Raw genomic sequence first — 21,045 nt, forward strand, 5'->3', positions numbered from 1 at the left:
GCTCAGACCTCAGGTCAGTTCGCCAGCGTGGTGATGATGGACTTGTAGCGGGCTGCAGCGTTGGGGTTGGTGGTTGTCGGGTAGAGGTTGGACTGCCAATTGGCCTGGTCGTTGAAAACGGAGACGAAGGCGATCGAGCCGGGGTCGGCGGCGTTCCTGGCCGAGAGCCAGTTGTAGGCCAGCGTGAAGAACGCCGGGTTGTCGCCGCCCGCGTGGTTGGCTGTCTTGTTGATGGAGATCACGCTGAATTCGCCGAGGGCGAAGGGGAAGCCCTTCGAGCGGGCGAAGTCGTACCACCAGTTCCAGCCGTACGTTTTGGTGAAGTGGTCCGTGCCGGCGGTGGTGTAGGGCTCCCACCAGTCGTACGCGTCGATGGCGATCACGTCGACCTTGTCGTCGACGAACAGCGTGGAGGCGTCGGCCACCGTGCCGTTGTTGCTGGTGCCCTCGTTCGGGTTGAAGACGATCTTCAGGCCGGGGGCGGCACCCCGGATCAGATCAACGGCGCGGACGAATTGTGTACGCCAGGACGCGGCATCGGTCGCGTGGGAGAAGCAGCAGTTCATCTCCCAGCCGAGCCGGACGTACCCGTCGGGGTCGACATCCGCGATGGAGCTTGCGAGCTGACGCCACTGGGCGTCCGTGCCCTTGTCCCCGTTGTCCGTCCACAGTGGCACGGACAGAATGAAGTCGTCCGTGTCCGGCTCGAACGTGTCCGGGACGGTGTTCGCCCACCACGTGTTGAGCTGGGCGCCCCAGTTCTCGCGCGACGTGAACGACACGATGTTGTCGACCGGGCGGCCCCGCCAGTCCTGGAAGTTCTTGGCCAGTTGCGCGTCGTGCTCGAAGAATCCGCCGTCCGACCATGGCAGGCCGGACCGGTGCGCGGGGGCCGGCGGCGTGTCGTCGCCGGTCACGAGCGCGCTGTCGAAGGTGATCGACGACCCGCCCTTGGACGCCGGGTTACGCCGGTCGGTGATGGTCAGCACCAGGGTGTGCGTGCCCTGCGCGAGGACCGGTGACGTGTAGACGTCGACGGTCTCGGTGGTGGCCTTGGCCGCATAGAAGTCGGCGTCCGTCGCCGCGGTGCTGTCGATCTTCGCCGTCGCGATGTTCGCCCACGGCTCCTTCATACCGAACAGGGTGATCTGCGTGCCGGTGAACCGGACGGTAGCGGTCGAGCCGGCGGTCGACGTCCACAGGAAGCTGTTGTCCGAGGCGGCGTCGCAATTGCCGTCGCAGGGACTCCAGCCCGCCGAGAACTGGACCTGCCCGGTTCCCGTCCCCTGCGCGGTGTCCTCGATGAGCGAGGTCGTGGGCGCGGCACTTGCGGCCGGCGGGACGGCGAACGCCCCGCTCAGCGCCGTGACGGCCGCGACCATTCCCGTCATGATCGTGCGTGCTCTCACCTGGTGTGCCCTCCTGATAGCGAATGGTGGCAGATGGGAGATTAAGGTCCGTCTGTATACGCCTCGTATATTCCTACCGCCGCTGCCTGAGGGCCAGGCCGTCGAGAATGAGCGCCAGACCCGCGTCGAACGCCACCTCGTGACCGGCGCCCGGGTCGGCATCCGCCTGCTCCTCGAGGACGCTGCCCACGGTGTAGCGGCTGGTGGCCAGCATCGCCGCCCGGACATCCGGCTCGGGCAGGCCGGCGGCGACCAGGAACTCGTACTTCCGCATGGCCCGGTCGAGGTCCGTGCCGGCGGGCATCGATCCGGCGTGCAGCCTCGCGCCGTCGCGGCGTAGCAGCAGGGTCCGCCGGAAACCGCGGGTGTTCTCGGCGAACCAGTCCCGCCAGTCGTCCGCCGGAGTCGGTAGGGGAGCGGCGGCGTGTGGTGCCATGGCGGCCTCTGCCATGGCGCTGAGTAGGTCTTCCTTCTTGCGGAAGTGCCAGTAGAGCGACGGTTGCTCGACGCCGAGGCGCCTCGCGAGCTGTCGCGTGCTGACGGCATCGAGGCCGACCTCGTCGAGCAGGTCGAGCGCCTCGGCGATGACGGTGTCCCGGTTCAGCTTGGCCATGCCGCCAGCCTATCAGCGATAGTCCTTGACAAAACTATCGCCGATAGGCGACCGTAGCCTTTCACTGATAGGCAGGAGTTGACGACATGAAGATCCTCATCGCCGGCGGCGGCATCGCGGGGCAGGCCCTGGCCTTCTGGCTGGCCCGGGGCGGTCACCAGGTCGTCGTCGCCGAACGCTTCCCGGCCCTGCGCGCGACCGGCGCGCAGGTCGACCTGCGCGGGCAGGGCATCGACGCCATCAAGCGCATGGGCCTGCTCGACGCCGTCCGGGCCGAGCTCGTCGACGAGGCCGGGGTCGCCTTCGTCGACAGCCGGGGCCGGGCCCGGGCGACGATCATGGCCAACACCTCCGGCCGGGGCCGGCAGTCCTTGACCTCCGAGTACGAGATCATGCGCGGCGACCTGGTCCGCGTCCTGCACGACGCGACGAAGGACGACGTGGAATACGTCTTCGGCGTCAGCGTGGACAGCTTCGAGCAGGACGAGAAGCGCGTCATCGCGTACTTCTCCGATGGCACGTCCGGCGAATTCGACCTGCTGGTCGGGGCGGACGGGCAGGGGTCACGGATCCGCCGGGCGCTGCTGCCCGACAGCGCTGATCCCTACTGGCGGGTGGGGATCCACATGGCGTACTGGTTCGTGCCGCGCATCGCGTCGGACAGCAACATCCGGGACACGTACCTGGCCCCCGGTGGTCGCATGATCATGCGCCGGAGTCACAACCCGGCCGACACGCAGGCCTACTTCGTGCTCCGGGAGCAGTCCGCGGAGGCCTCGGCCGTGCACCGCGAGCCGGTCGAACGGCAGAAGGAATTCTGGGCCGGGCGGTTCCGCAACGCCGGTTGGCAGACGCAGCGGTTCATCGAGGGCATGCAGACCACGGAAAGCTTCTACTCCCAGGAAGTGCTCCAGGTACGCACGGACACGTGGTCCCAGGGACGCGTCGTGCTGGTGGGGGACGCCGCGCACTGTGCCTCGCCGTACAGCGGCATGGGGATCTCGGGTGGACTTGTCGGCGCGTACGTCCTGGCCGGCGAGCTCAACCGCAACCCGCACGACCTGCCCGCCGCCCTGGCGAGCTACGACACCACGCTGCGGCCGTTCGTCTACAAGATCCAGGCCGAGGTCAAACCCCAGCTACTGAAGCTCGGCATGCCGATGCACCAGTTCGAGATCGACACCCTCCATGCCGTCACGTCCCTGGCGTGTTTCCTGCGAGTCCCCGACCTCGTCGCCCGGCTGGCCAAGGAGGACCGCGGCGGTGCCTGGCAACTCCCCGACTACGCCTGAGCCCGCGAGATCCGCCGGCAACCGCGCGACCCGTTGTCAGGTGGTGAGGACCAGCGCAACGCCTCGTCGTCGAGGTCCTGCTCACTGAGCCGGTCACCGCGTACGGGGTATGCCTCGGTCACGCCAGCCTCGGCGGCCTGCCGCAGCCACGGCACCGCCGCGGGTGACTTGCCGAGCATCATCCCGACGTTGAAAGCGGCGATCGCGTCCCCGCCCTCGGCCGCGGACCGGTAGAGCGACATGGCCCGGCCGGGATCCTCCACCTGGACCAGAAAGCCGAGACTCCGCTGCGCGACCGGGTCACCGCCTTTGATCCGTTTGCAGTTGGTGGCGGGGCGGCAGGTTCTGGTCCACGGGCACGAAGTTGCGCCGAAACCGGCTATGCCGCAACTTTCTGCGGCGTCAGATGTCAAGTGTGGGCCAATCGCGTCTGGTCATGACACATATGGTCTTCTGTCAGACGTGATTGGCCGGTTTTGAGGAGCAACGCCGCAGAAAGTTGTCGTCTCCCGGTGTCCAGCGCAACATTCAGCCTTACGGCATGACTGCGACACCTCGGTGGCGGCCAATGGGTGGTGTTGGCGGGCTTCGCGACCATTCGGCCCTCACCGATGCAGGGCGGCATGGCGCCCCCTGTGGGTCCGAGGAGAAGAGATGTCGCGGGAGCAGTCGCTCGAGGAGATCGAGAAGCGTGCGTGGGGCAGCGGACCCGCCGATGCGTCGAAGTTGGTGGAGACCGTGCATCGGTTGCGGCGCAAGCCTGTCGGTGCGCTGGGCGTGGAGGACCTGCGGGTGCTGATCGGCCAGCGGGTGGGGGTGGCGACCCTGGTGCCGCTGGCGTTGGAGGTGTTGGAGCGGGATCCCCTCGCTGAGGGCGACTTCTACCCGGGTGACCTGTTGGCGGCGGTGCTGCGGCAGGTGCCCGCCGAGTACTGGGTGGCGAACCCGGCTGAGCGTGAGCGCCTGGTGGGCGTTGCCCGGTCGGTCGACCCGGGTGACCTCGAGGATGACGAGAAACTGCGTGAAGAGATCACGCGTTTCGGGCGGTGACGGTCTCTGATACGCGAAGGGCGCGGGGCCTGCTCGGGTTCGGGCAGGCCCCGCGTCGCATGCTTGTCAGGTCAGTCCGGTAGGTAGACCGGCGTCTTGTCGGGGTAGGGGAAATCGTCGGCGAGGACCGGCACCACCAGCTCGCGGCTGAGGACGGCGGCCAGGAAGTCGCTCAGGCAGCCTTCGAACACGAACCATTCGTCGAAGTCGCGGGCCGCGTTGACCGCGACGCGCCACTGGTCCGGGGATTCCAGCGGGTCCCGCAGCCAGTAGAGCGTGTCGCCGTTGTCGGTGAGGCCCACCGCCAGCAGCCGGTCGGCCGGTGCGGGCAGTGTCTCGCCGCTCGATTCGTACGCCTCCAGCAGTTCGGCGGTTTCCTTGACCGAGTGCAGCAGGTCAAGTCGCTGCACCTCATGATGGGGCTGGAGGATCGCCAGGAAGTCGTCGAACTTTCCGGGGCCGTAGACGTCGACGAGTTCCTTGTAGTCACCGGGCAACCCGAACCCGAGCGTGCTTTCCACCCCGGCCCAGTCGGGCAGGGGCTCCTGTCGCGGGGGAGGCGCAACCGCCCGGGTCAGCCGTTCGACGTGACCGTTCATCAGATACCACCGGGGTTGATGATGACGAGACTGAGGTTGAAGCCCTTGTTCCCGTACGCCGCGACCTCGAGCCCGAGCGGAGCCGTCTTGCCCGGCCCGTAGATGGCCGTGACGGTGTACTGGACGGTCTCTTTGTTCGCGTTGACGTGGTCGTAGATCATCTTCTCGATCTTGTCGCGCATGTACGGGCTGTTCATCGGCTTCTGCTGGATCGTAGCGATGTTCTGGTACTTCGTCTGCCCGGAGCCGAGGCCCCCGAGCTTGTTGCCCAGCAGGTGACCGCGAGCCTCGTTGAACTTCGTTCCGTTCCCCGACCAGCCCGGCGGTTCCCAGTCCCGCGACGCCGCGGTTCCCTTCGAGATAGCGTCGGGGCGGAGCACGGTCGACGCGAAGGTCGCCCGTCCCTGATCGTCCAGGGCACCGTACCGGGTGGATCCGTCGTGGTCGTAGAGGTCCTCGTTGCAGTTGTGGACCAGGACCGGGGTGCTGCCGGCGAGGACGTAGTAGGTGTGCAGGTCGTCGACGGTGAGGTTGTAGGCGTACGCGTGCCGGGCCAGGGTGTGGATGCCGGCGACCTTGACCAGCCGGCCGTCGGCGGATTTCAGCCAGTCGCCGCGGCGCAGGTCCTTGGCGTCGACCCAGTGCCCGTCCGGCGTCCCGGCTCTGCCGTCGTTGTCGGTCCAGAACGGGTGGCCGTCGGTCGCGGTGACCGAGCCGCCGTCCGCCGTGGTGACGGTGACGAGTTCCTTGTCGCCGTGCCCGGTGATCGTCGCCGACACCTTCCGCGGCGTCCGGTCACCGGTGGTGGTGCCGGAGGACGCGTCAGCCGCGAACGGGTCGGCGGCCATCACCGTGTCGCCGGGCTTGATCTTGTCGATGGCCTTGCTGGTGCCGTCGGCCATCAGGACCTGGGTGCCGGCCGTGAAGCTGTTGCAGCCCTCGGGGTTGAGGCCCATCGGGTCGGTCAGCCCGGTCGGCTGGTTCAGCACGTACGTGTACGGGTCGGTGCTGCCCCCGGCCAGGCCGAGCGGGTCCTTGCTGATGAACCGCTGCTGCGAGGTGGAGTAGTACCGGCTGCGGTAGTAGTACAGGCCGCTGCCGTCGTTCTCCCGCCCGGTGAACTGCGTCGGGTTCCCGCCGTCGTCACCGGTCACCGTCGAGGTGCCGAACGGGTCGTACGTGTATTCGGCGCCCACCGACGAGCTGTCCGACAGCCCGATCGTGGAGCCGAGCGCGTCGGTCATCAGGGACTTCGATCCGGCCGGCGTGGTCCGGGAGAACACCTCGTCCCGCCCGCCGGACAGCAGCGTCGCCGCCACCGAGGAGCCGTTCTTCTCCTGGACGGCGTTCAGGCCGTCGTAGAGGTATCCGGTGGTCGTCGAGCCGGAGGTCTTGGAGGAGCGACGCCCCAGCCCGTCGTAACCGTAGTTCACCGACAGCCCGGACTTCGTCCAGCCGGTCAGCTGGTTGCGGGCGTTCCACGCGTACGTCGTGGTGCCGTCCGAGGCCAGGTTGCCGTCGTCGTCGTAGGTCAGGCCGGTGAGCTGGTCCGCCGCGTCATAGCCGACCGGCCCGTATTCGGCGGGGAGGTTCATCCGGCCGTAGGAGCCGTCCTGGTGGATCGGGCGGCCCAGCTCGTCCAGCGTGTACATCAGCGCGCCCAGCGTGCTCGTGCCCCGGGCGTACGCGATGCTCGTCAGCCGTGAGGCGTCGTCGTACCCGTACGTCTGGGAGACACCCGCGGGGAGCGTGACCGAGGCGCGACGCCCGGCCGTGTCGTAGCCGATGGCCGCCGTCTCCGTGCCCCGCGCGACGCCGGTGAGCTGGTCGGCGTTGTTGTACGAGTAGACCGTGTCGGCCTGCCCCGCCACGGCCATCGTCGTACGCCGGTCGGCCGCGTCGTACGTGTAGCCGACCGTGCCCGACGGGTCCGCGACCGAGATGGTGCGGTCGAAGATGTCCGGCGTGACCGTCGTCGTGCCGGCTGCCGAGTCGGCCACCGTGCGGGTGCGGTTGCCCGCGTCGTACGTGAAGGTGGCGGTGCTCTCCTGCGCCGTGTCGCTCGTGACGCCGTAGCGGATCACGTCGACCCGGTCGAGGTCGTCGTAGCGGTACGTGGTCTGTTTACCGCGTGCGCTGGTGGCCGTGGCGAGGTTGCCGTTGGCGTCGTAGGCGAACGACGTGATCCGGTTGAGTGGATCGGTGATCTTCGACAGGCGGTTGCTGGTGTCGTAGTCGTACGTCGTCGTGTGCTGTTTCGCGTCGGTGACCGTGTGCAGTTCGTCGCTCGCGTCGTAGGTGAACCCGGTGGTCCGGCCGATCGCGTCCTTCACGCTGCTGACCAGCCCCGTCGGGCCGTACTCGACGGTGGTGATGTTGCCCTGGGCGTCGGTCTGGCGGCGCACGGCGCCCGCGGCGTCGCTGAAGCTCGCCGTGACGTTGCCCAGCGGGTCGGTCACGCTGACCGCATCGCCCAGGGCGTACCCGATCCTGGTGAGCTTTGTCGCGGGGTCGGTGATCTGGGTTGTCTGGCCGCTTTCGTCGGTGTCGAGCGTCGTCACCCGGTTCAGCGGGTCGGTGATCGTGTGCAGCGCGCCGTCGGCCTGGTAGCCGAGCAGTGTGGCGTGCTGCAGCGGGTCGGTGACCTTGGTGGCCTGGTCGTACGGCCCGTTGCGCTCGACGGTGGTGGTGCGGGCGTCGGTGGTGCCGGCCAGCTCGGTGACCGTCCTGACGTTGCCGTAGTCGTCGTAGCCGAGCTCGGTACGCCGGTTCAGCGCGTCCGTCACCGCGGTGACCCGGTTGTACGTCGCGTCCCGGGTGACCGTCGTGACCTGCGCCGACGCCGTGCCGTACGCGGAGGTGTCGCTGATGCTGTAACCGGCCGCGTTGAACACGACCCGGCGCACCTTGCCACGCGGATCGGTCAGCGTCGTGACCCTGTTCGTGCCGTCGGTCGCGTAGTCGATCGTGTAGACCGCGTTGCCGGGCAGGGTCTGCTTGTGCACGCGGCCGCTTGCGTCGTACTCGTTGGACAGCAGCACGTTGGTGCGGGCGTTCGTGATCGTCTTGAGCCGGCCCGACTCGTACGCGTACGTCTTCGTGTGGTTGTTGAGGTCCGTGACCGTGGTCAGGTAGTCGCCGGTGTAGCCGTAGGTGGTCGCGTTGCCGAGCGCGTCCTCCGCCTTCACGACGTGCCGGTGCTGCCAGGTGATGCTGGTGTCGGTGTCGCTGTTGTAGGTCAGCCGGATCCAGCGGCCGTTCGGTGAGGTGATCTGGCGGATCGGGCCGTTGGCGTGCACGATGCCGTCACCGGTGGCGGGTGGTGCGACGTCCCGGGTGATCGTGACCGTGTTGCCGAAGTTGTCGCGGATCGCCTGCAGCGGCGCCTCGTCGCCGAAGACGTAGGTCAGCCCGGTGCGCAGCTTGAGGTCCCAGCCGTCGCCGTTCCACGCCAGCACCGAGCCGTTGAACGCGGTCGGCGTCGCGTCGGCGACGAGCACCGAGTTGAGGTAGCCGTTCGGTGGCGCACCGCCGGCGCTGATCCGGTGGAACCTGATCCGGCCGCCGTCCGGCAGGATCAGCCAGCAGTCGTAGAACCGGTTGGTGGAGTAGAGGTCCAGGCCGTAGGTGAAGTTCGTGCCGATGCCGAACGCCCGGTTGCCGGTGTCGCTCTGCTGGTAGGTGCGGGTCAGATCGATCGGCAGCACGTCGGCGGCGGCCAGGTCGGTCTCCTCGTCGACCAGCAGGCCGGAGGCCAGGTCGACGGGGTCCGCGCCGCGCTCCCCGCTGCCCTGCGGGTAGCTGGCGGGCGGTGCGAAGGTGTCCGGCGTGATCAGCATGGCGCCGGTGAACTGGTAGACCTCGGTTCCCTTGTCCGGCTCGACGCGCTTGCCGTCGCCGGTCACCTTGCCCTTGCCGTACACGAACCAGCCCTTGCCGGCCGGGTCGTAGTGCCAGAAGTTCATCCGCGCACCGGGTGCGTCGTGGGTGAAGTTCGGGTAGATCACCCGGGCGCCTTCGGGGAAGACGTACGAGCTGCCCGGCTGCACCGTGAAGTACGACGGGACCTGCGAGCGCGGCAGCGGGAAAGGCGTGCGGTCCACCGGGATCGCCGTGATGCCCAGCTCGGTGACGACCTTGCCGTTCACGTCACGCACGACCGTGCCGGCCGGCAGCTTCACCTCGAGCCCCGGGATGTCCGGGGTGGCGATGGTGACTTCCTTCGCCGTCGGCGAGGCGAACTTCACCGTGTGCCCGGTGTCCAGCTTGGAGAGCCAGATGGTGTACGGGAGAACGGTCGTCCGCCCGGCGTCCACGTCGACGCCGATGTCGTGCAGGCCGAACGTACGCCCGGCGGAGCTCGCCGTCGCGCCGTCCACCCGCAGCACCCGGTGTCCCGGCTTGAGTCCCTGCAGGAGGAACTGGCCGCCGGCGTCCGAGCGCCCGGTCACGCCCTCGACGGTGACGGTGACGTTCGCGAGCGGCTTGTCGTCGAGCGTCAGGATCCGGCCGCTCAGCGCGGTGACCCCGGCCGGTGCCTTCGGGGACGCGGGTGCGCTCTTCGGGAAGGCGCGGCCGGTGTCCCAGCCCTGGCCGTCGAGGTTGCGCCGGGTCGGCGTCCAGGTCTCCGCGGACGAGGCGGCGGGGGCCTCGGCGTACGCGACCGGTGACTTCGGGGCCTTGCGTGTCGCCGGCTTGCTCAGCGTACGGTGCTTGGCCGCCGGGATGATCTGCTTGATCGCGAGTGGGGCGGAGTCGGGCCTCGGCGGTGCCGCCGTCCCCGCCGTGGTGGCCGCGAGCGCTGTCCGGGTCTTCAGGGTGCCGGTGGCCGAGCCGGATGCGGAATACGGCCCGACGACGAACTCGTAGGTGCCCGCGCTGGGCAGCGCCGGGATGGTCACCGTGGCCGCGGAGCCCGCGACGAACGCGACCTCCGTGCCGTTCAGGAAGATGTCGATGTACGGGTAGTACGTCATGGTCACCGACGACCAGGTCATGCTGAGCAGCTGCCCCGCGGTGCCCGTGTAGGTGACGTAGGTGCTCTGCCCGATCCGGTCGGTGCTGAACACCTTGGCCGTGTTCAGCGCGAGCGTGCTGCCGTTCTTCTGGTTGGACAGCGTCAGCGCGACGGCTCCGGCGCCCCGGTCGGACGCCATGACGGTCAGCCGGTAGGTGCCGGTCGTCGCCAGGGGCCTGGTGTCGAGGCTGCCGGTCTTGCTCACCGTGGTGTAGATGACCTTGTTGCCGGACGGGTCGGTCAGCCGCACGATCAGCGTCGTGCTGGTGAAGGTCCAGCCGCTGAAGCCCAGCGACAGCCGCTGGTTGGCGGTGGTCACCGCGATGGTCGTGTCGATGTAGCGCCCGGCGCTGGCCGCGGTCAGCGTCTTGTTCGCGCCGTCGATCGCGGTGGCTCCGCCGTCGACGCCCTCGACGGGGTAGAACGCGAACGTCCCGGTCTCGGCCTGCGGCTCGATCGTCAGCGTATAGGTGCCGGCTGCGGGCAGCTGGGCGAAGGCCAGCCAGGTCTCGGTCACCCAGCCGCTGAACAGGGTGGTCCCGTCGGGCTTCGTGAGGGTCGCCCACACCACATAGGAGTACGTGTACGACGTCACGTACAGACTGAGCCGCTGGTTGGCGGTGCCGGTGAACGTCGTCGTGGTGGCCTGGCCGGGTCGCGGCGCCGTGGTGGTCTTGAGCGTGTTGATCGCCAGCGCGCCACCGCTCAGGAACGTCGACAGCGTCACGAGCACGGAGCCCGTGGTGGTGCCGGACGGCGCCAGCGAGACCCGGTAGGTGCCCGTCGTGGCCGGTGTGAACCTGAACGTGTCGAGGCTGGACACCGGCCCGTCGACCTTCAGCGTGCCGGCGGAGTCGCTGATCCGGACCCGCAGGGTCGCGGTGGAGGGCAGGGTCCAGCTGCTGAACGCGAAGATCAGGGGCTGGGCCGCCGTCCCGGCGAAGCTCAGGTCGAGGGCGCGCACCGAGCTGGTGAAGGTGGCCGTCGTGCCCGCGCCCGTGGTGGTGAGCGTGCCCGCGCTGGCCCGGGGGAGCACCGTGAGGGTGAACGAGCCGGTGCTGGAATACGGGCTGATGGTCAGCGTGTAGGTGCCGGTCGCGGGCAGTGCCGGCAGATCGACCCAGTTGTCGCTGATCAGGCCCGCGCTGAGCACCGTGCCGTCGGGGCTGGTGACGGTGAGATACGGCGAATACTGCGGGGTGTAGCTGTCGAAGGTCAGGCTGAGCGCCTGCCCCTGGGTGCCGGCGAACGTGGCGATCGCGTCCTGGCCCGGCCGGGCGATGGTGACGGCCTTGCCGGTGCCCAGGGTCAGTGCGCCCACCGCGACCGGGGCCGACACGGTCACCGTGATCGAGCCGGTGGCCAGGTCGCCGGTGCCGAGAATCAGCGTGTACGTGCCGGCGAAGCTGGTGGTGAAGTCGAGGTTGCCGCCGGGAAGGCCGACCGCCGTGCGCGCGGACCCGCTGCCCCACAGGACCGGGGTGCCGTTGGGCTCGAAGACCGCGGCCGTGAGCTGGGACGAGGTCATGGTGGCGGCGGTGAAACCGAGGCTGACGCGCTGATTGGCCTCCGCGGTGAAGGTCAGCTCGGCCTGCTTGCCGGCCCGGTTGAGCGCGACCGTCGTGCCCGTGCCGGTGAGGCTCAGTACGCCGGTCGCGCGGGTGGACAGCGTCGCCGTGAACGAGCCGGTGACCGTCTTGGAGACGGGCTGCACGACGATCTGGTACGTGCCGCTGGTCGGCAGCGGCGGCAGCGCGAGCCCTCCGGCCAGGCTGGAGGCGGCCCACGGCGAGTCGTACTCGTTGTGGGCGATGGAACCGCCGTAGGGCGTGTACGCGTAGATGTTGACGTCGCCGAGCGTGGACCCGGTGACGCCGAAGCTGAGCCGCTGGCCCTTGGTGCCGGCGAAGCGCAGCACGGCCACCTTGGCGGCGGTGGCGACACTGACGCTCGACGCGGTGCCGTCGAGGGCCAGGGCCGCCGCGGGCCCGACGTCGCCGGAGCCGAACGGGTTGGTGACAGCCACGAACTCGCCGGAGCTGACGGCGGTCCCGCCCGGGGTGCCCACGGTGATCTTCCCGGAGACGGCGGCGTAGGGCACCTTGACGGTCAGCGAGGTGGCCGTCGCCGCGGATACCTTCGCGCGGGTGCGTCCGAAGGAGACGTTGTTCTCCGCGGGCACGGTCGAGAACCCGGTGCCGGTGACGGTCACCGTCGTGTCGGCCGCGCCGGCGGCCGGGGTGAACCCGGTGACGGCCGGTGCGGGCACCGACGCCAGCACGGTGAACGTCTGCGAACTGGTCGCCGTGCCCGCAGCGGTGGCGACGGTGACCGTGCCGGTGGTGGCACCGGAGGGGACCGTCACGGTGAGGCGGGTCGCCGTGGCGGCGGTGACGGTCGCCGTGGTGCCGTTGAACGTGACCGTGTTGGCGCCGGTCGTGGTCGCGAAGCCGGTGCCGCCGACCGTCACCTTCGCACCGGTCGCGGCCCGGCTCGGGTTCAGAGCGGCGACGGTCAGCGCTCCGGCCGCTGAGCGGTTGACGTCGGTGATGTTGCCGGCGTCGTCATAGGTGTACTTCGCACCGGCGCCGCTGGGCACCTGGGCGATGCCGCGCACCTGGCCGGCGCCGTCGTAGGAGAGGTCGACGGGCTGCGCGGTGGCGGCCGCGGTCTGGACCGGCCCCTGCCGCACGCCCGCCGGCGCTGCCTGGGGAACGCGTTGCGGGACCTGCTCCGGTGGGTCGGCGTGGGCCGGGGCGGAGAGCGTGAACTGGGCCGCGATCAGGATCGCGGCCGCGGTGGTCGTGAAGACGGAACGCCGAGCGGGCATGACACACCTCCGGATGGCCCCCGCCCCCGGCGGGTGGCCCATGCCCGTCGATTGTGGAAGAGGGGACTGACATTTTTCGATACCTACCTCACAGAACGGGACAGAGGTGGGACACGGGGCGAGTGGCTGCCCTAGGCTCGTCCCGGGCAGTCTTCTCGCGGGGGTGAAAGTCATGTCGACCGATGAAAGCCGTCCACCACGACTACTACTGGCAGCGGCGTTGCGGCTCGCACAGGAGCGATCCGGCCGCACGCTGCGCGAGCTCCAGGCCGTCACCTACGCCAGCGATTCCGCGTTGTCCCGCTACCTGTCGGGGCGTTCCGTGCCGCCGTGGATCGTCGTGGCCGCGCTGTGCAAGGCCGCCGGAACTGACCCGGGGCAGCTGCTGCCGTTGTGGCAGCGCGCCAAGGCCGCGGCGAGCGCCGGCAGGCGTTCGGGTAGGGAGCAGGCGACACTGGCCCGCCGCGTCTCGACCCTCGCGGCCGACGCCGCGGCCGTCATCCAGGCCATCCGCGAGCGGGGCGAGGCCGTCCCCGAGAACCTGCTCACCGCCGCCCTGCGGCTGAGCGACGCGCAACGGCTGATCAGCCAGGAATGACCGCGGCCAGCGCCGTGACCGTCGGCGGCACGAACCAGTAACCACCGCCGAACGGCAGCACGTAATGGTCCAGGGCCTCACCCGCCAGCCGGCGCTGGGCCGCCGCGAAGCCCAGCTCCGGGTCGCGCTGGAAACAGACGAAGATCAGACCCTGGTCCGCCTCGCTCCGGCGGTAGGAGTAGCTGCGGCGCAGGATGCGGTGCTGCTCACTTTCGGGGGTGCGAGGGTTTGCGCGGCGGATGTGCGCGTCCACGGACGTGAGCGCGCCGTCCGGGTCGGCGGCGTAGTCGAACTCGGCGTCCTCCGGTCCACCCGCCAGCGGCGCGCCGTCCGCGCGGTGCCGCCCGACGATCTCCTCCTGACGGGCCGGTGCATCCCTGCTCCACAGGCCGACGGCGAACCGGATCAGCCGCACGACCGCATAGGTGCCCCCGGCGGCCCAGGACGGCTCGCCGTCCCCGGCCCACACCAGCCGCTCCATCAGCCCGGCGTCGGCCGGGTCGGGATTCCCGGCGCCCTCGCGGAACCCGAACAGATTGCGCGTGCTCGGGCGGCCCGCCGCGGTCGTGGTGTTCTCCTTGCGGAAACCGGCCGACTCCCAGCGCCGCCGCAGCCCCTTGCCGAGGTCGGCGAGCACGGCCGCCGCCGTCTCCGCCCGGGTCGCGCCGATCTGCAGCAGCAGGTCGCCGTGGCACGAGTCCGCCGAGAGCACGTCGTTGGGGAACGCCGGCATGGCCGTCAGCAGCCGTGGCCCGGCGCCCGCGAGCCCGAACCGCCCGTCGAACAGGGACGCCCCGACCGCCACGGTGACCGTCGCCGTCCCTGCCCGGTGCACCGCCGCGATCCGCTCATCGAGGCGCCTGAGCACCCCGGCCGGGTCCGCGTCGAGGTCGAAGGCCGCGAAGACCGCGAACTCCTCGGGCGCGGTGACCACACCCGGCTGATGCGGATGCACCACGCCGGGCGTATCCGATGCCGTGGAAGGCGTCGAGCAACCTGCGAGAGCGGCCACCGCCGTGCCGGCGAGCACGGTACGTCTGCGAACTACCACTTCGCGAGCGTAGGAGCGGGGACGACCGGACAGAAGCATCGCCGGCGAACGCGGGACAAGAACGGGACCCCGCGCTGATGGCTCTCCACACAGGAACCGTATAGAGTCCTTACAGATTTGCATCTCTCTATGTATGAGAAGGGGCGTACCCATTGCTCTTCGTGCGTAAGGCCGCGCTCGCCGTCGCCGCGGGCCTGACGGCGGTGGTCGCTCTCGCCGCACCGGCCGCGGCTGCCATCCCCATCGGTGAGACCCAGACCGGCACGACGACCTATTACAACGATGCCGGGTACGGAGCCTGCGGCACGCAGATCAACGCCGCCACCGAGATGCTGGTCGCCGTCTCCTACCGGTGGTGGACCACGGCGAACCCCAACGCCGACCCGCTGTGCAGCGGCATCTCCGTGCAGGTCACCTATCAGGGCCGAACCATCACGGTCCCGGTCAGGGACAAGTGCCCCAGCTGCGACGCCACGCACATCGACTTGAGCGCGCCGGCCTTCGCCCAGTTCGCCTCCACGGATCCGGCGAACACCCCCGGTGTCCTCAACGTCACCTGGAAGTTCGTCTCCGACAGCGGCGGCGGCACCACTCCACCGCCCTCCGGCGCGACCGGTCAGATCACCGGTCTGGCCGGTAAGTGCATCGGCGCGGCGGGCGGCGCCACCGCCAACGGCACAGCTGTCGATCTCTACTCCTGCGTGGCCAGCTCGACCCAGCAGTGGACAAGATCCACAGACGGCACTCTCCGTACGGGTGGCAAGTGCCTCGACGTCTCCGGCAGCGGGACAGCCGACGGCACGAAGGTGCAACTCTGGGACTGCAACGGCACCGGCGCCCAGCAATGGGTCTACACCGGCGCCCGCGACCTGGTGAACCCGCAATCCGGCAAATGCCTCGACCTGACCGGCGCCAGCTCCGCCGACTTCACCCCCACCCAGCTCTGGACCTGCACCGGCGCGGCCAACCAGAAGTGGACCGCCCCGGTCTGACGTGCCCGCTTGCGATCCACGCCCCGGAAAATGCCGCGCGCTCGGAGTCGGTGTCGCGAGAGAATGGGGCGTGGACGACGCGACCCTGGTATCCCGTTTTCTCACCGACGGCTTCGTGAAGCTGGCGGGCGCAGTCGCGCCGCGCGTGGCCGCGGACTGCGCGCGGCTGCTGTGGCGGGAGACGGGCTGCGACCCGGACGATCCCGCGACGTGGACGCAGCCGGTGCACTGGGTGCCCGGCATGGCGCAGGGCCCGTTCGCCGCCGCACCCAACTCCCCGTTCCTCCATCACGCGTACGACCTGCTCGTCGGCGCGGGCCGCTGGGAGCCGCGCTACTCGCTGGGGACGTTCCCGCTGCGCTTCCCGCACGAACAGGAGCCGGACGACGCGGGCTGGCACATCGAGGGCAGCTACCTGCCGGAGGGGGAGAGCTGGTACTTCACCAATGTGCGCTCCCGGGGCCGGGCGCTGCTGATGCTGTTCCTGTTCAGCGAGGTCGGTGCCCAGGACGCCCCGACGGTGATCAGGGTCGGCTCGCACCTCGACGTGCCGAAGGTGCTGGAGAAGTACGGCGAGAGCGGGGCGAGCGGCCTGACCCTCGCACCCGACCTGGTGGCGGCATCCGACCACCGGCCCCTGGCACTCGCCACGGGCTCTCCGGGTGACGTCTTCCTGTGCCATCCGTTCCTGGTCCACGCGGCGCAGCCCCACCACGGGACGCAGCCACGCTTCATGGCCCAGCCGCCGCTGATGCCGGCCGCACCGTACGAACTGGAGCGGCCCGACGGCGCGTACTCACCCGTGGAGATCGCGATCCGCCGAGGCCTCGGACGGGAAGCCCACGGGGCCTGACTTCACGGCAGAGGGGCGGGCGGGCGACCCGGTCCGCGGCGGTAGGCTGGGCATTCGGCACCGGACGAGGGGAGGCGGGCTTGGGCTACGGCGACAAGCTCTTCTGGCTCTCGGTCCTGATCCAGCGCAAATATGCGCAGATCTGCGCCGAGCTTGATCTGACCCCGATGCAGGCCACGCTGCTCTGCGCGATCAAGGACGAGCCGAAGCGGATGACGTACCTCGCAGCCTCGCTCGGCATGACCAAGAACGCCCTGAGCCAGCTCGTCGACCGCACCGAGCGGCGCGACCTGGTCAGCAGGGTGGGCTCGGAACAGGACCGGCGCGTCATCATGCTCGGCGTCACACCCACGGGAAAGGTACTCGCCGACGCGGTGTACGCCGAGACCGCCGAGCGCCTGCCCGACATCGCGGAAAACCTCAGCGCTGACGACCAGCGTGACCTCGAACGCATCGCCACCGCCGTCGTCGACGCAGCCGACGTCCCGGCGTCCGCCCGGTCCTGACCCTCCGGTCAACTCCTGGCGAAAGCCTTGTCGAACTGCTTCATCGATTGGTCGTCAAGAAAGTTCGCCGAGGTCGATGACCGGCGATGAGGTCGTGATTACGTGGGCCGGCCGGTCTCGGCCGTAGCGGGCCAGAAGCTGCCACCCAGTAAGCCGGGTGGTCGCCGTAGCCCGGCTGCACGGACCATCGCCCGTGCGGATCGCGGTGCAGCCGTCATCCCGCCCTTCTGGAGGCGGTTCTGGTCGCACTGGCGGGCTGCGCGCTGGACGCCTCCCGGGCTACCTGAGCCACCAGGCATGGAGGGGGTCGGAGACTTTCAACGCGCCGAGACCGACGCACTCGTGGCCTGGATTCTTGCGGGCTTAGCTCTGCCGAACCGTTCGTGTTTTTCGTCTGCGACCACCCTGCGACCACGGAATACTCAAAGGCCCCTCACCCGGAAGGGTGAAGGGCCTTTGAACTGCAACTACTTTGTAGCGGGGACAGGATTTGAACCTGCGACCTCTGGGTTATGAGCCCAGCGAGCTACCGAGCTGCTCCACCCCGCGTCGGTAACAACAGCCTACCTTGTCCGAATTCCGGCCGCGGGGCGGACCCCCGTGCTAGCTCATGACTTCGCGGTAGATCTCGGTGAGGTACTGCTCGGCGCGGGGGGAGCCGAGGATGCCGGGGCTCATTTTGTTCATCACGTAGGCGATGGCCATGCGGCGCTGTGTGTCGATGATGGCCATGGAGCCGCCCCAGCGGCCCCAGTAGGCGATCCTGCCTTCGGGGATCCAGGGGAGGGTGCGGTGGTCGCTGAGGGCGAGGCCGGGGCCCCAGCGCAGGTAGAGGCCGTTGACGAGGTCGGTGCCGGCGGTTTGTTGCTGGTGGATGCGGTCGTCGCTGATCAGGGGGGACAGGATCCGGGCGACCGAGCGGGCGTTGCCGTGGCCGTTGGCGGCGCCGATCTCGGCGGATTGCCAGGCGGGGGTGCCTGCGGCGTCGGCCGGGACCGCCGGGGCGGTGAAGGTGCGGTATCGGATGCTGGCGGGGTCCAGGGCGGAGGTGTCGATGGCCGGCGGCGGGATCAGGTCGGCGACCCGGTGGCGGTCGGCGGGGGCCGCGCCGATCTGGAAGTCGGCGTTCAGGGGGCCCGCGATGCTTTCGGCGACGTAATCCCGCAGTGATCGGCCGGTTCGCCGCCGGACGAGTTCGCCGAGCAGGAAGCCCTGGGTCATCAGGTGGTAGCCGGATGCCGTGCCGGGCTCCCACCACGGTGCTTGGGCGGCGAGGCGGTCGGCGGCGGCACGGGCGTCGTAGAGGTCGTCGACGCTGCTCGGTGGGTCGAATCCGGGGAGGCCGGCCGTGTGGGCCAGGAGGTGGCGGACCAGGATGCCGCTCTTGCCGTTGGCGGCGAACTCCGGCCAGTACGACGCGACCGGGGCGTCGAGGTCGAGGTCCAGGGTGAGGACTGCGAGCGCGGTGACGATCTTGGTGATCGAGAAGACGTTCGTGATGGTGTCGCGTTCCCACGGGCGGGTCCGGGCGGCGTCCTGGTGACCGCCCCACACGTCGAGGACGAGCTCGCCGTCGATCTCCACGGCGATCGAGGCGCCCAGTTCGGCGCCGGTGGCGAGGTTGTGGCCGAGCGCTGCGCGTACCGCGGCGAAGCGTGTTTCTGTCGTCATGTGGTCAGGTTGCGGGCTTCACATCGGTGGGAAGGTCAAGGCGTAGTGGAGGAGATCACCTCGGCGAACTCCAGGATGGCCCTGCGGCGTGCCGCGAGATCGTCGATGCGTTCCTGCATCGCACCGGCCTCGCGGCGGAGCCGGGCCACGAAGGCGGCGTCGGCCGTGAGCTGCGGGCCGGCCAGCAGCGGCAGGGCGTCCCGGATGAGCCGGGTGGGCAGTCCCGCGGCCAGCAGACCGCGGATCTGGCCGATCAGCCGGACGCCCTCGGGGCAGTACACCCGGTAGCCGTTGCGGTCCCGGCCGGGCGTGATCAGCTCCTGCTCCTCGTAGTAGCGCAGCAGCCGCGCCGTCACTCCGGTGCAAGCGGTCATCTCACCGATTCGCATGCCTCATATCTTGGCAGCGACGGCGCCGTACGCGTCGAGCCATTCGGGGTCGTCGGCGGGGCCGGGGCGCCACAGGGGGAGCTGGACCAGGCCGGGTTCGATCAGGGTGAGGCCGTCGAAGCAGGTGGCCAGGTCCTCGGGGCTGCGCAGGATGTACGGCACGCCGCCGCTCTCGGCGAGCTTGGCGCTGCCCTCGACCACGGCGGGGGTGGTGTCCGTGCCGTCCCACAGGACCAGGTGGCTGCCGGGGACGGTGCCGGACATGGTGGTGCGGACGATGTCGCGCAGGACTGTCAGGTCCGGCTCGTAGCCGAGGACGCCCATGAACATGACAGCGACCGGTTTGCTGAAGTCGAGGGTGCGGGCGGCTTCGGCGAGGATCTTCTCCGGGTGGTGGTAGTCGGCGTGGACGTAGGTCGTGTCGCCGCCGGCCGGGAGGGATCTGGCGTGGGCGAGGACCAGGGGGTCGTTGTCGACGTAGACGATGCGGGATTCGGGGGCGACGCCGTGGGCCACCTCGTGGGTGTTCTGCATGGTGGGCAGGCCGGTGCCGATGTCGAGGAACTGGCGTACGCCCGCCTCGCCGGCCAGGTGGCGGACCACCCGGATCAGGAACCTGCGGGACTGCCGGGCCATGAGCACGATCTCGGGGTAGACCTGCGCCACCGCGTCGCCGGCGGCACGGTCGGCGGGGAAGTTGTCCGTCCCGCCCATCCAGTAGTTCCAGATCCGGGCCGCGTGCGGGATCTCCACCTGCAATTCCGAGTCCACCATGGAATCATTGATATCTCACCTGTCAACGCCCCCCGGGCAGGCCAGCCGGGCCGGGACGGGTGAGGATGATCAGGTGAAACGCCTGACCTTTCTGTTCGCCGTGGCCGCCGGTGCCGCCGTCGGCAACCTGTACTGGGCTCAGCCCCTGCTCGACCTGATCGCGGAGGACCTGCACGCGCCGACCGCGGCCGCCGGGTGGCTGGTCACCGCGACCCAATTGGGGTACGCCGCCGGCATCCTTCTCATCGTCCCGCTCGGCGACGTGCTCGACCGCCGCAAGCTGATTCCCGTGATGATGCTGTGCGCGGCGGTCGCGCTCGCCGCGTGCGCCGCCGCGCCCAGTTTCGGGGTGCTGCTCGCCGCGATCACCGCGCTGGGCGTCACGACGGTCGCCGGGCAGATCCTGACGCCGCTCGCGGGGGACCTCGCGGACGATGCCACCCGGGGGCACGTGGTCGGCACGGTGGCGTCGGGCATCCTGACCGGGATCCTGGTCTCGCGGACGGTCAGCGGGCTGGTCGCGGGTGTTGCCGGGTGGCGCGCGATCTACGTGGTCGCCGCGCTGGCCGCTGTGGTTTTCGCGGTGCTGCTCCACCGGGCGATTCCGGCATTGGAACCCAAGACCAGGCTTGCGTACCCCCGGCTGATCGGTTCGGTCTTTGCCGTTGTCGTGCGGGAGCGGACCGTACGCTGGACGCTCGTCCTCGGCGCGACCGGCTTCGCCACCTTCACCCTGTTCTGGACCTCGCTGACGTTCCTGCTCAGCGCGCCGCCGTTCGGCTATCCCGTGTCGGTGATCGGGTTGTTCGGCCTGGCCGGGCTCGCAGGCGCCGTGGCCGCCCAGCGCACCGGCAAGCTGCACGACCGGGGGTTCTCGCTGCCGGGCACCGGGATCGGCTGGGCGGTCATCCTGCTCAGTTTCGTGGTCGCTGCGTTCTCCGGGCGCTCGGTGCTGCTGATCCTCGTGGTGATCGTCGTGCTGGACATCGCCATGCAGGGTGTCAACATCCTGAACCAGCTGCGCGTCTTCGCCGTCTCGCACGAGGCGCGGAGCCGGCTCAACACCGCCTACGTCACCAGCAACTTCATCGGCGGCGCGATCGGGTCCGCGGCGGCGTCGGTGCTCTGGTCCGCCGGCGGCTGGACTGCGGTGACCGTCGCCGGGATGGTTCTCAGCTGCTTCGCGCTCACCGTCTGGGCCCTCGGTCGTCGGGGTGCCCTGATCACTGCCGGTTAAGTTGTGTGCAATTAAGTTGTGTGCAATTTAATTGCACACAACCTAACGCTGCGTATCGGCTTGCGGCTGTCCGGGGCTGGGCCTGTGGTGGGCTGGGCCTGTGGTGGGCTGGGCCTGTGGTGGGCTGGGCCTGTGGTGGGCTGGGCCTGTGGTGGGCTGGGCCT

16 protein-coding genes and 1 tRNA gene are annotated in these 21,045 nt (G+C 69.6%); 7 read left to right on the top strand and 10 right to left on the bottom strand.

Going from position 1 to position 21,045, the window contains the following annotated elements:
• Positions 1–14: 14 nt before the first annotated feature.
• Together Ahu01nite_RS47765 and Ahu01nite_RS47770 are read right to left on the bottom strand one after the other, a co-directional pair.
• Positions 15–1,409 (bottom strand): glycoside hydrolase family 26 protein, encoded by a 1,395-nt coding sequence (locus Ahu01nite_RS47765; RefSeq protein ID WP_203843414.1) that lies wholly within the window; start codon positions 1,407–1,409, stop codon positions 15–17.
• 73 nt (positions 1,410–1,482) lie between these two features.
• Complete coding sequence (locus Ahu01nite_RS47770; RefSeq protein WP_203843415.1) at positions 1,483–2,022, bottom strand: TetR/AcrR family transcriptional regulator C-terminal domain-containing protein; 540 nt, start codon at positions 2,020–2,022, stop codon at positions 1,483–1,485.
• An 86-nt stretch (positions 2,023–2,108) separates the two neighbouring features.
• On the opposite strand from Ahu01nite_RS47770, the gene Ahu01nite_RS47775 reads away from it, so the two are divergent.
• On the top strand, positions 2,109–3,314 hold the full coding sequence (locus Ahu01nite_RS47775; protein WP_239159735.1) for an FAD-dependent monooxygenase: 1,206 nt from the start codon (positions 2,109–2,111) through the stop codon (positions 3,312–3,314).
• On the opposite strand, the gene Ahu01nite_RS47780 is transcribed toward Ahu01nite_RS47775, so the two are convergent.
• Positions 3,305–3,577, bottom strand: coding sequence for an SEL1-like repeat protein (locus tag Ahu01nite_RS47780; RefSeq protein WP_203843416.1), 273 nt, complete (start codon positions 3,575–3,577; stop codon positions 3,305–3,307). The two genes, Ahu01nite_RS47775 and Ahu01nite_RS47780, sit on opposite strands and share 10 nt — an antisense overlap.
• A 391-nt stretch (positions 3,578–3,968) precedes the next feature.
• Between Ahu01nite_RS47780 and Ahu01nite_RS47785 the strand changes: the two genes are divergently transcribed.
• Positions 3,969–4,364 carry a contact-dependent growth inhibition system immunity protein gene (locus Ahu01nite_RS47785; protein WP_203843417.1) on the top strand — a complete coding sequence of 132 codons (396 nt, stop codon included), beginning with the start codon at positions 3,969–3,971 and terminating at the stop codon, positions 4,362–4,364.
• Between the two features lie 71 nt (positions 4,365–4,435).
• Here Ahu01nite_RS47785 and Ahu01nite_RS47790 read toward each other — a convergent pair whose 3' ends face one another.
• Positions 4,436–4,963: an SMI1/KNR4 family protein gene (locus Ahu01nite_RS47790; RefSeq protein ID WP_203843418.1), complete on the bottom strand. Its 528-nt coding sequence runs from the start codon at positions 4,961–4,963 to the stop codon at positions 4,436–4,438.
• On the bottom strand, positions 4,963–12,810 hold the full coding sequence (locus Ahu01nite_RS47795; RefSeq protein ID WP_203843419.1) for an RHS repeat-associated core domain-containing protein: 7,848 nt from the start codon (positions 12,808–12,810) through the stop codon (positions 4,963–4,965). Before Ahu01nite_RS47795 ends, Ahu01nite_RS47790 begins: the two co-directional genes overlap by 1 nt.
• Before the next feature lie 172 nt (positions 12,811–12,982).
• On the opposite strand from Ahu01nite_RS47795, the gene Ahu01nite_RS47800 reads away from it, so the two are divergent.
• The gene (locus Ahu01nite_RS47800; RefSeq protein ID WP_203843420.1) at positions 12,983–13,408 is read left to right on the top strand and encodes a helix-turn-helix domain-containing protein; all 426 of its coding nucleotides are present in this window, start codon (positions 12,983–12,985) and stop codon (positions 13,406–13,408) included.
• Here Ahu01nite_RS47800 and Ahu01nite_RS47805 read toward each other — a convergent pair.
• Positions 13,395–14,459 (bottom strand): Dyp-type peroxidase, encoded by a 1,065-nt coding sequence (locus tag Ahu01nite_RS47805; protein WP_203843421.1) that lies wholly within the window; start codon positions 14,457–14,459, stop codon positions 13,395–13,397. The two genes, Ahu01nite_RS47800 and Ahu01nite_RS47805, sit on opposite strands and share 14 nt — an antisense overlap.
• 161 nt (positions 14,460–14,620) lie before the next feature.
• Between Ahu01nite_RS47805 and Ahu01nite_RS51180 the strand changes: the two genes are divergently transcribed.
• The 3 genes from Ahu01nite_RS51180 (at position 14,621) to Ahu01nite_RS47820 (ending at position 16,810) form a co-directional block, all read left to right on the top strand.
• Positions 14,621–15,451, top strand: a complete 831-nt coding sequence (locus Ahu01nite_RS51180; protein WP_239159738.1) for a cysteine/serine endopeptidase inhibitor — start codon at positions 14,621–14,623, stop codon at positions 15,449–15,451.
• Between the two features lie 70 nt (positions 15,452–15,521).
• Positions 15,522–16,304 carry a phytanoyl-CoA dioxygenase family protein gene (locus Ahu01nite_RS47815; protein ID WP_203843422.1) on the top strand — a complete coding sequence of 261 codons (783 nt, stop codon included), beginning with the start codon at positions 15,522–15,524 and terminating at the stop codon, positions 16,302–16,304.
• 80 nt (positions 16,305–16,384) lie between these two features.
• The gene (locus Ahu01nite_RS47820; RefSeq protein WP_203843423.1) at positions 16,385–16,810 is read left to right on the top strand and encodes a MarR family winged helix-turn-helix transcriptional regulator; all 426 of its coding nucleotides are present in this window, start codon (positions 16,385–16,387) and stop codon (positions 16,808–16,810) included.
• A gap of 475 nt (positions 16,811–17,285) precedes the next feature.
• Here Ahu01nite_RS47820 and Ahu01nite_RS47825 read toward each other — a convergent pair.
• The 4 genes from Ahu01nite_RS47825 to Ahu01nite_RS47840 all read right to left on the bottom strand — a co-directional run bounded on the left by Ahu01nite_RS47825 (position 17,286) and on the right by Ahu01nite_RS47840 (position 19,644).
• Positions 17,286–17,359, bottom strand: a tRNA-Met gene (locus tag Ahu01nite_RS47825).
• Between the two features lie 54 nt (positions 17,360–17,413).
• Entirely contained in the window at positions 17,414–18,481 is a 1,068-nt protein-coding gene (locus tag Ahu01nite_RS47830; RefSeq protein WP_203843424.1) for a serine hydrolase domain-containing protein, read from the bottom strand.
• Positions 18,482–18,516: 35 nt separating this feature from the next.
• On the bottom strand, positions 18,517–18,870 hold the full coding sequence (locus Ahu01nite_RS47835) for a MerR family transcriptional regulator (protein ID WP_203843425.1): 354 nt from the start codon (positions 18,868–18,870) through the stop codon (positions 18,517–18,519).
• A gap of 3 nt (positions 18,871–18,873) precedes the next feature.
• Entirely contained in the window at positions 18,874–19,644 is a 771-nt protein-coding gene (locus Ahu01nite_RS47840; protein ID WP_203843426.1) for an SAM-dependent methyltransferase, read from the bottom strand.
• A 73-nt stretch (positions 19,645–19,717) separates the two neighbouring features.
• Between Ahu01nite_RS47840 and Ahu01nite_RS47845 the strand changes: the two genes are divergently transcribed.
• On the top strand, positions 19,718–20,881 hold the full coding sequence (locus Ahu01nite_RS47845; RefSeq protein ID WP_239159736.1) for an MFS transporter: 1,164 nt from the start codon (positions 19,718–19,720) through the stop codon (positions 20,879–20,881).
• The last annotated feature ends 164 nt before the right edge of the window (positions 20,882–21,045 follow it).

This window comes from Winogradskya humida, assembly GCF_016862215.1.
Taxonomy (GTDB): Bacteria; Actinomycetota; Actinomycetes; order Mycobacteriales; family Micromonosporaceae; genus Actinoplanes; species Actinoplanes humidus.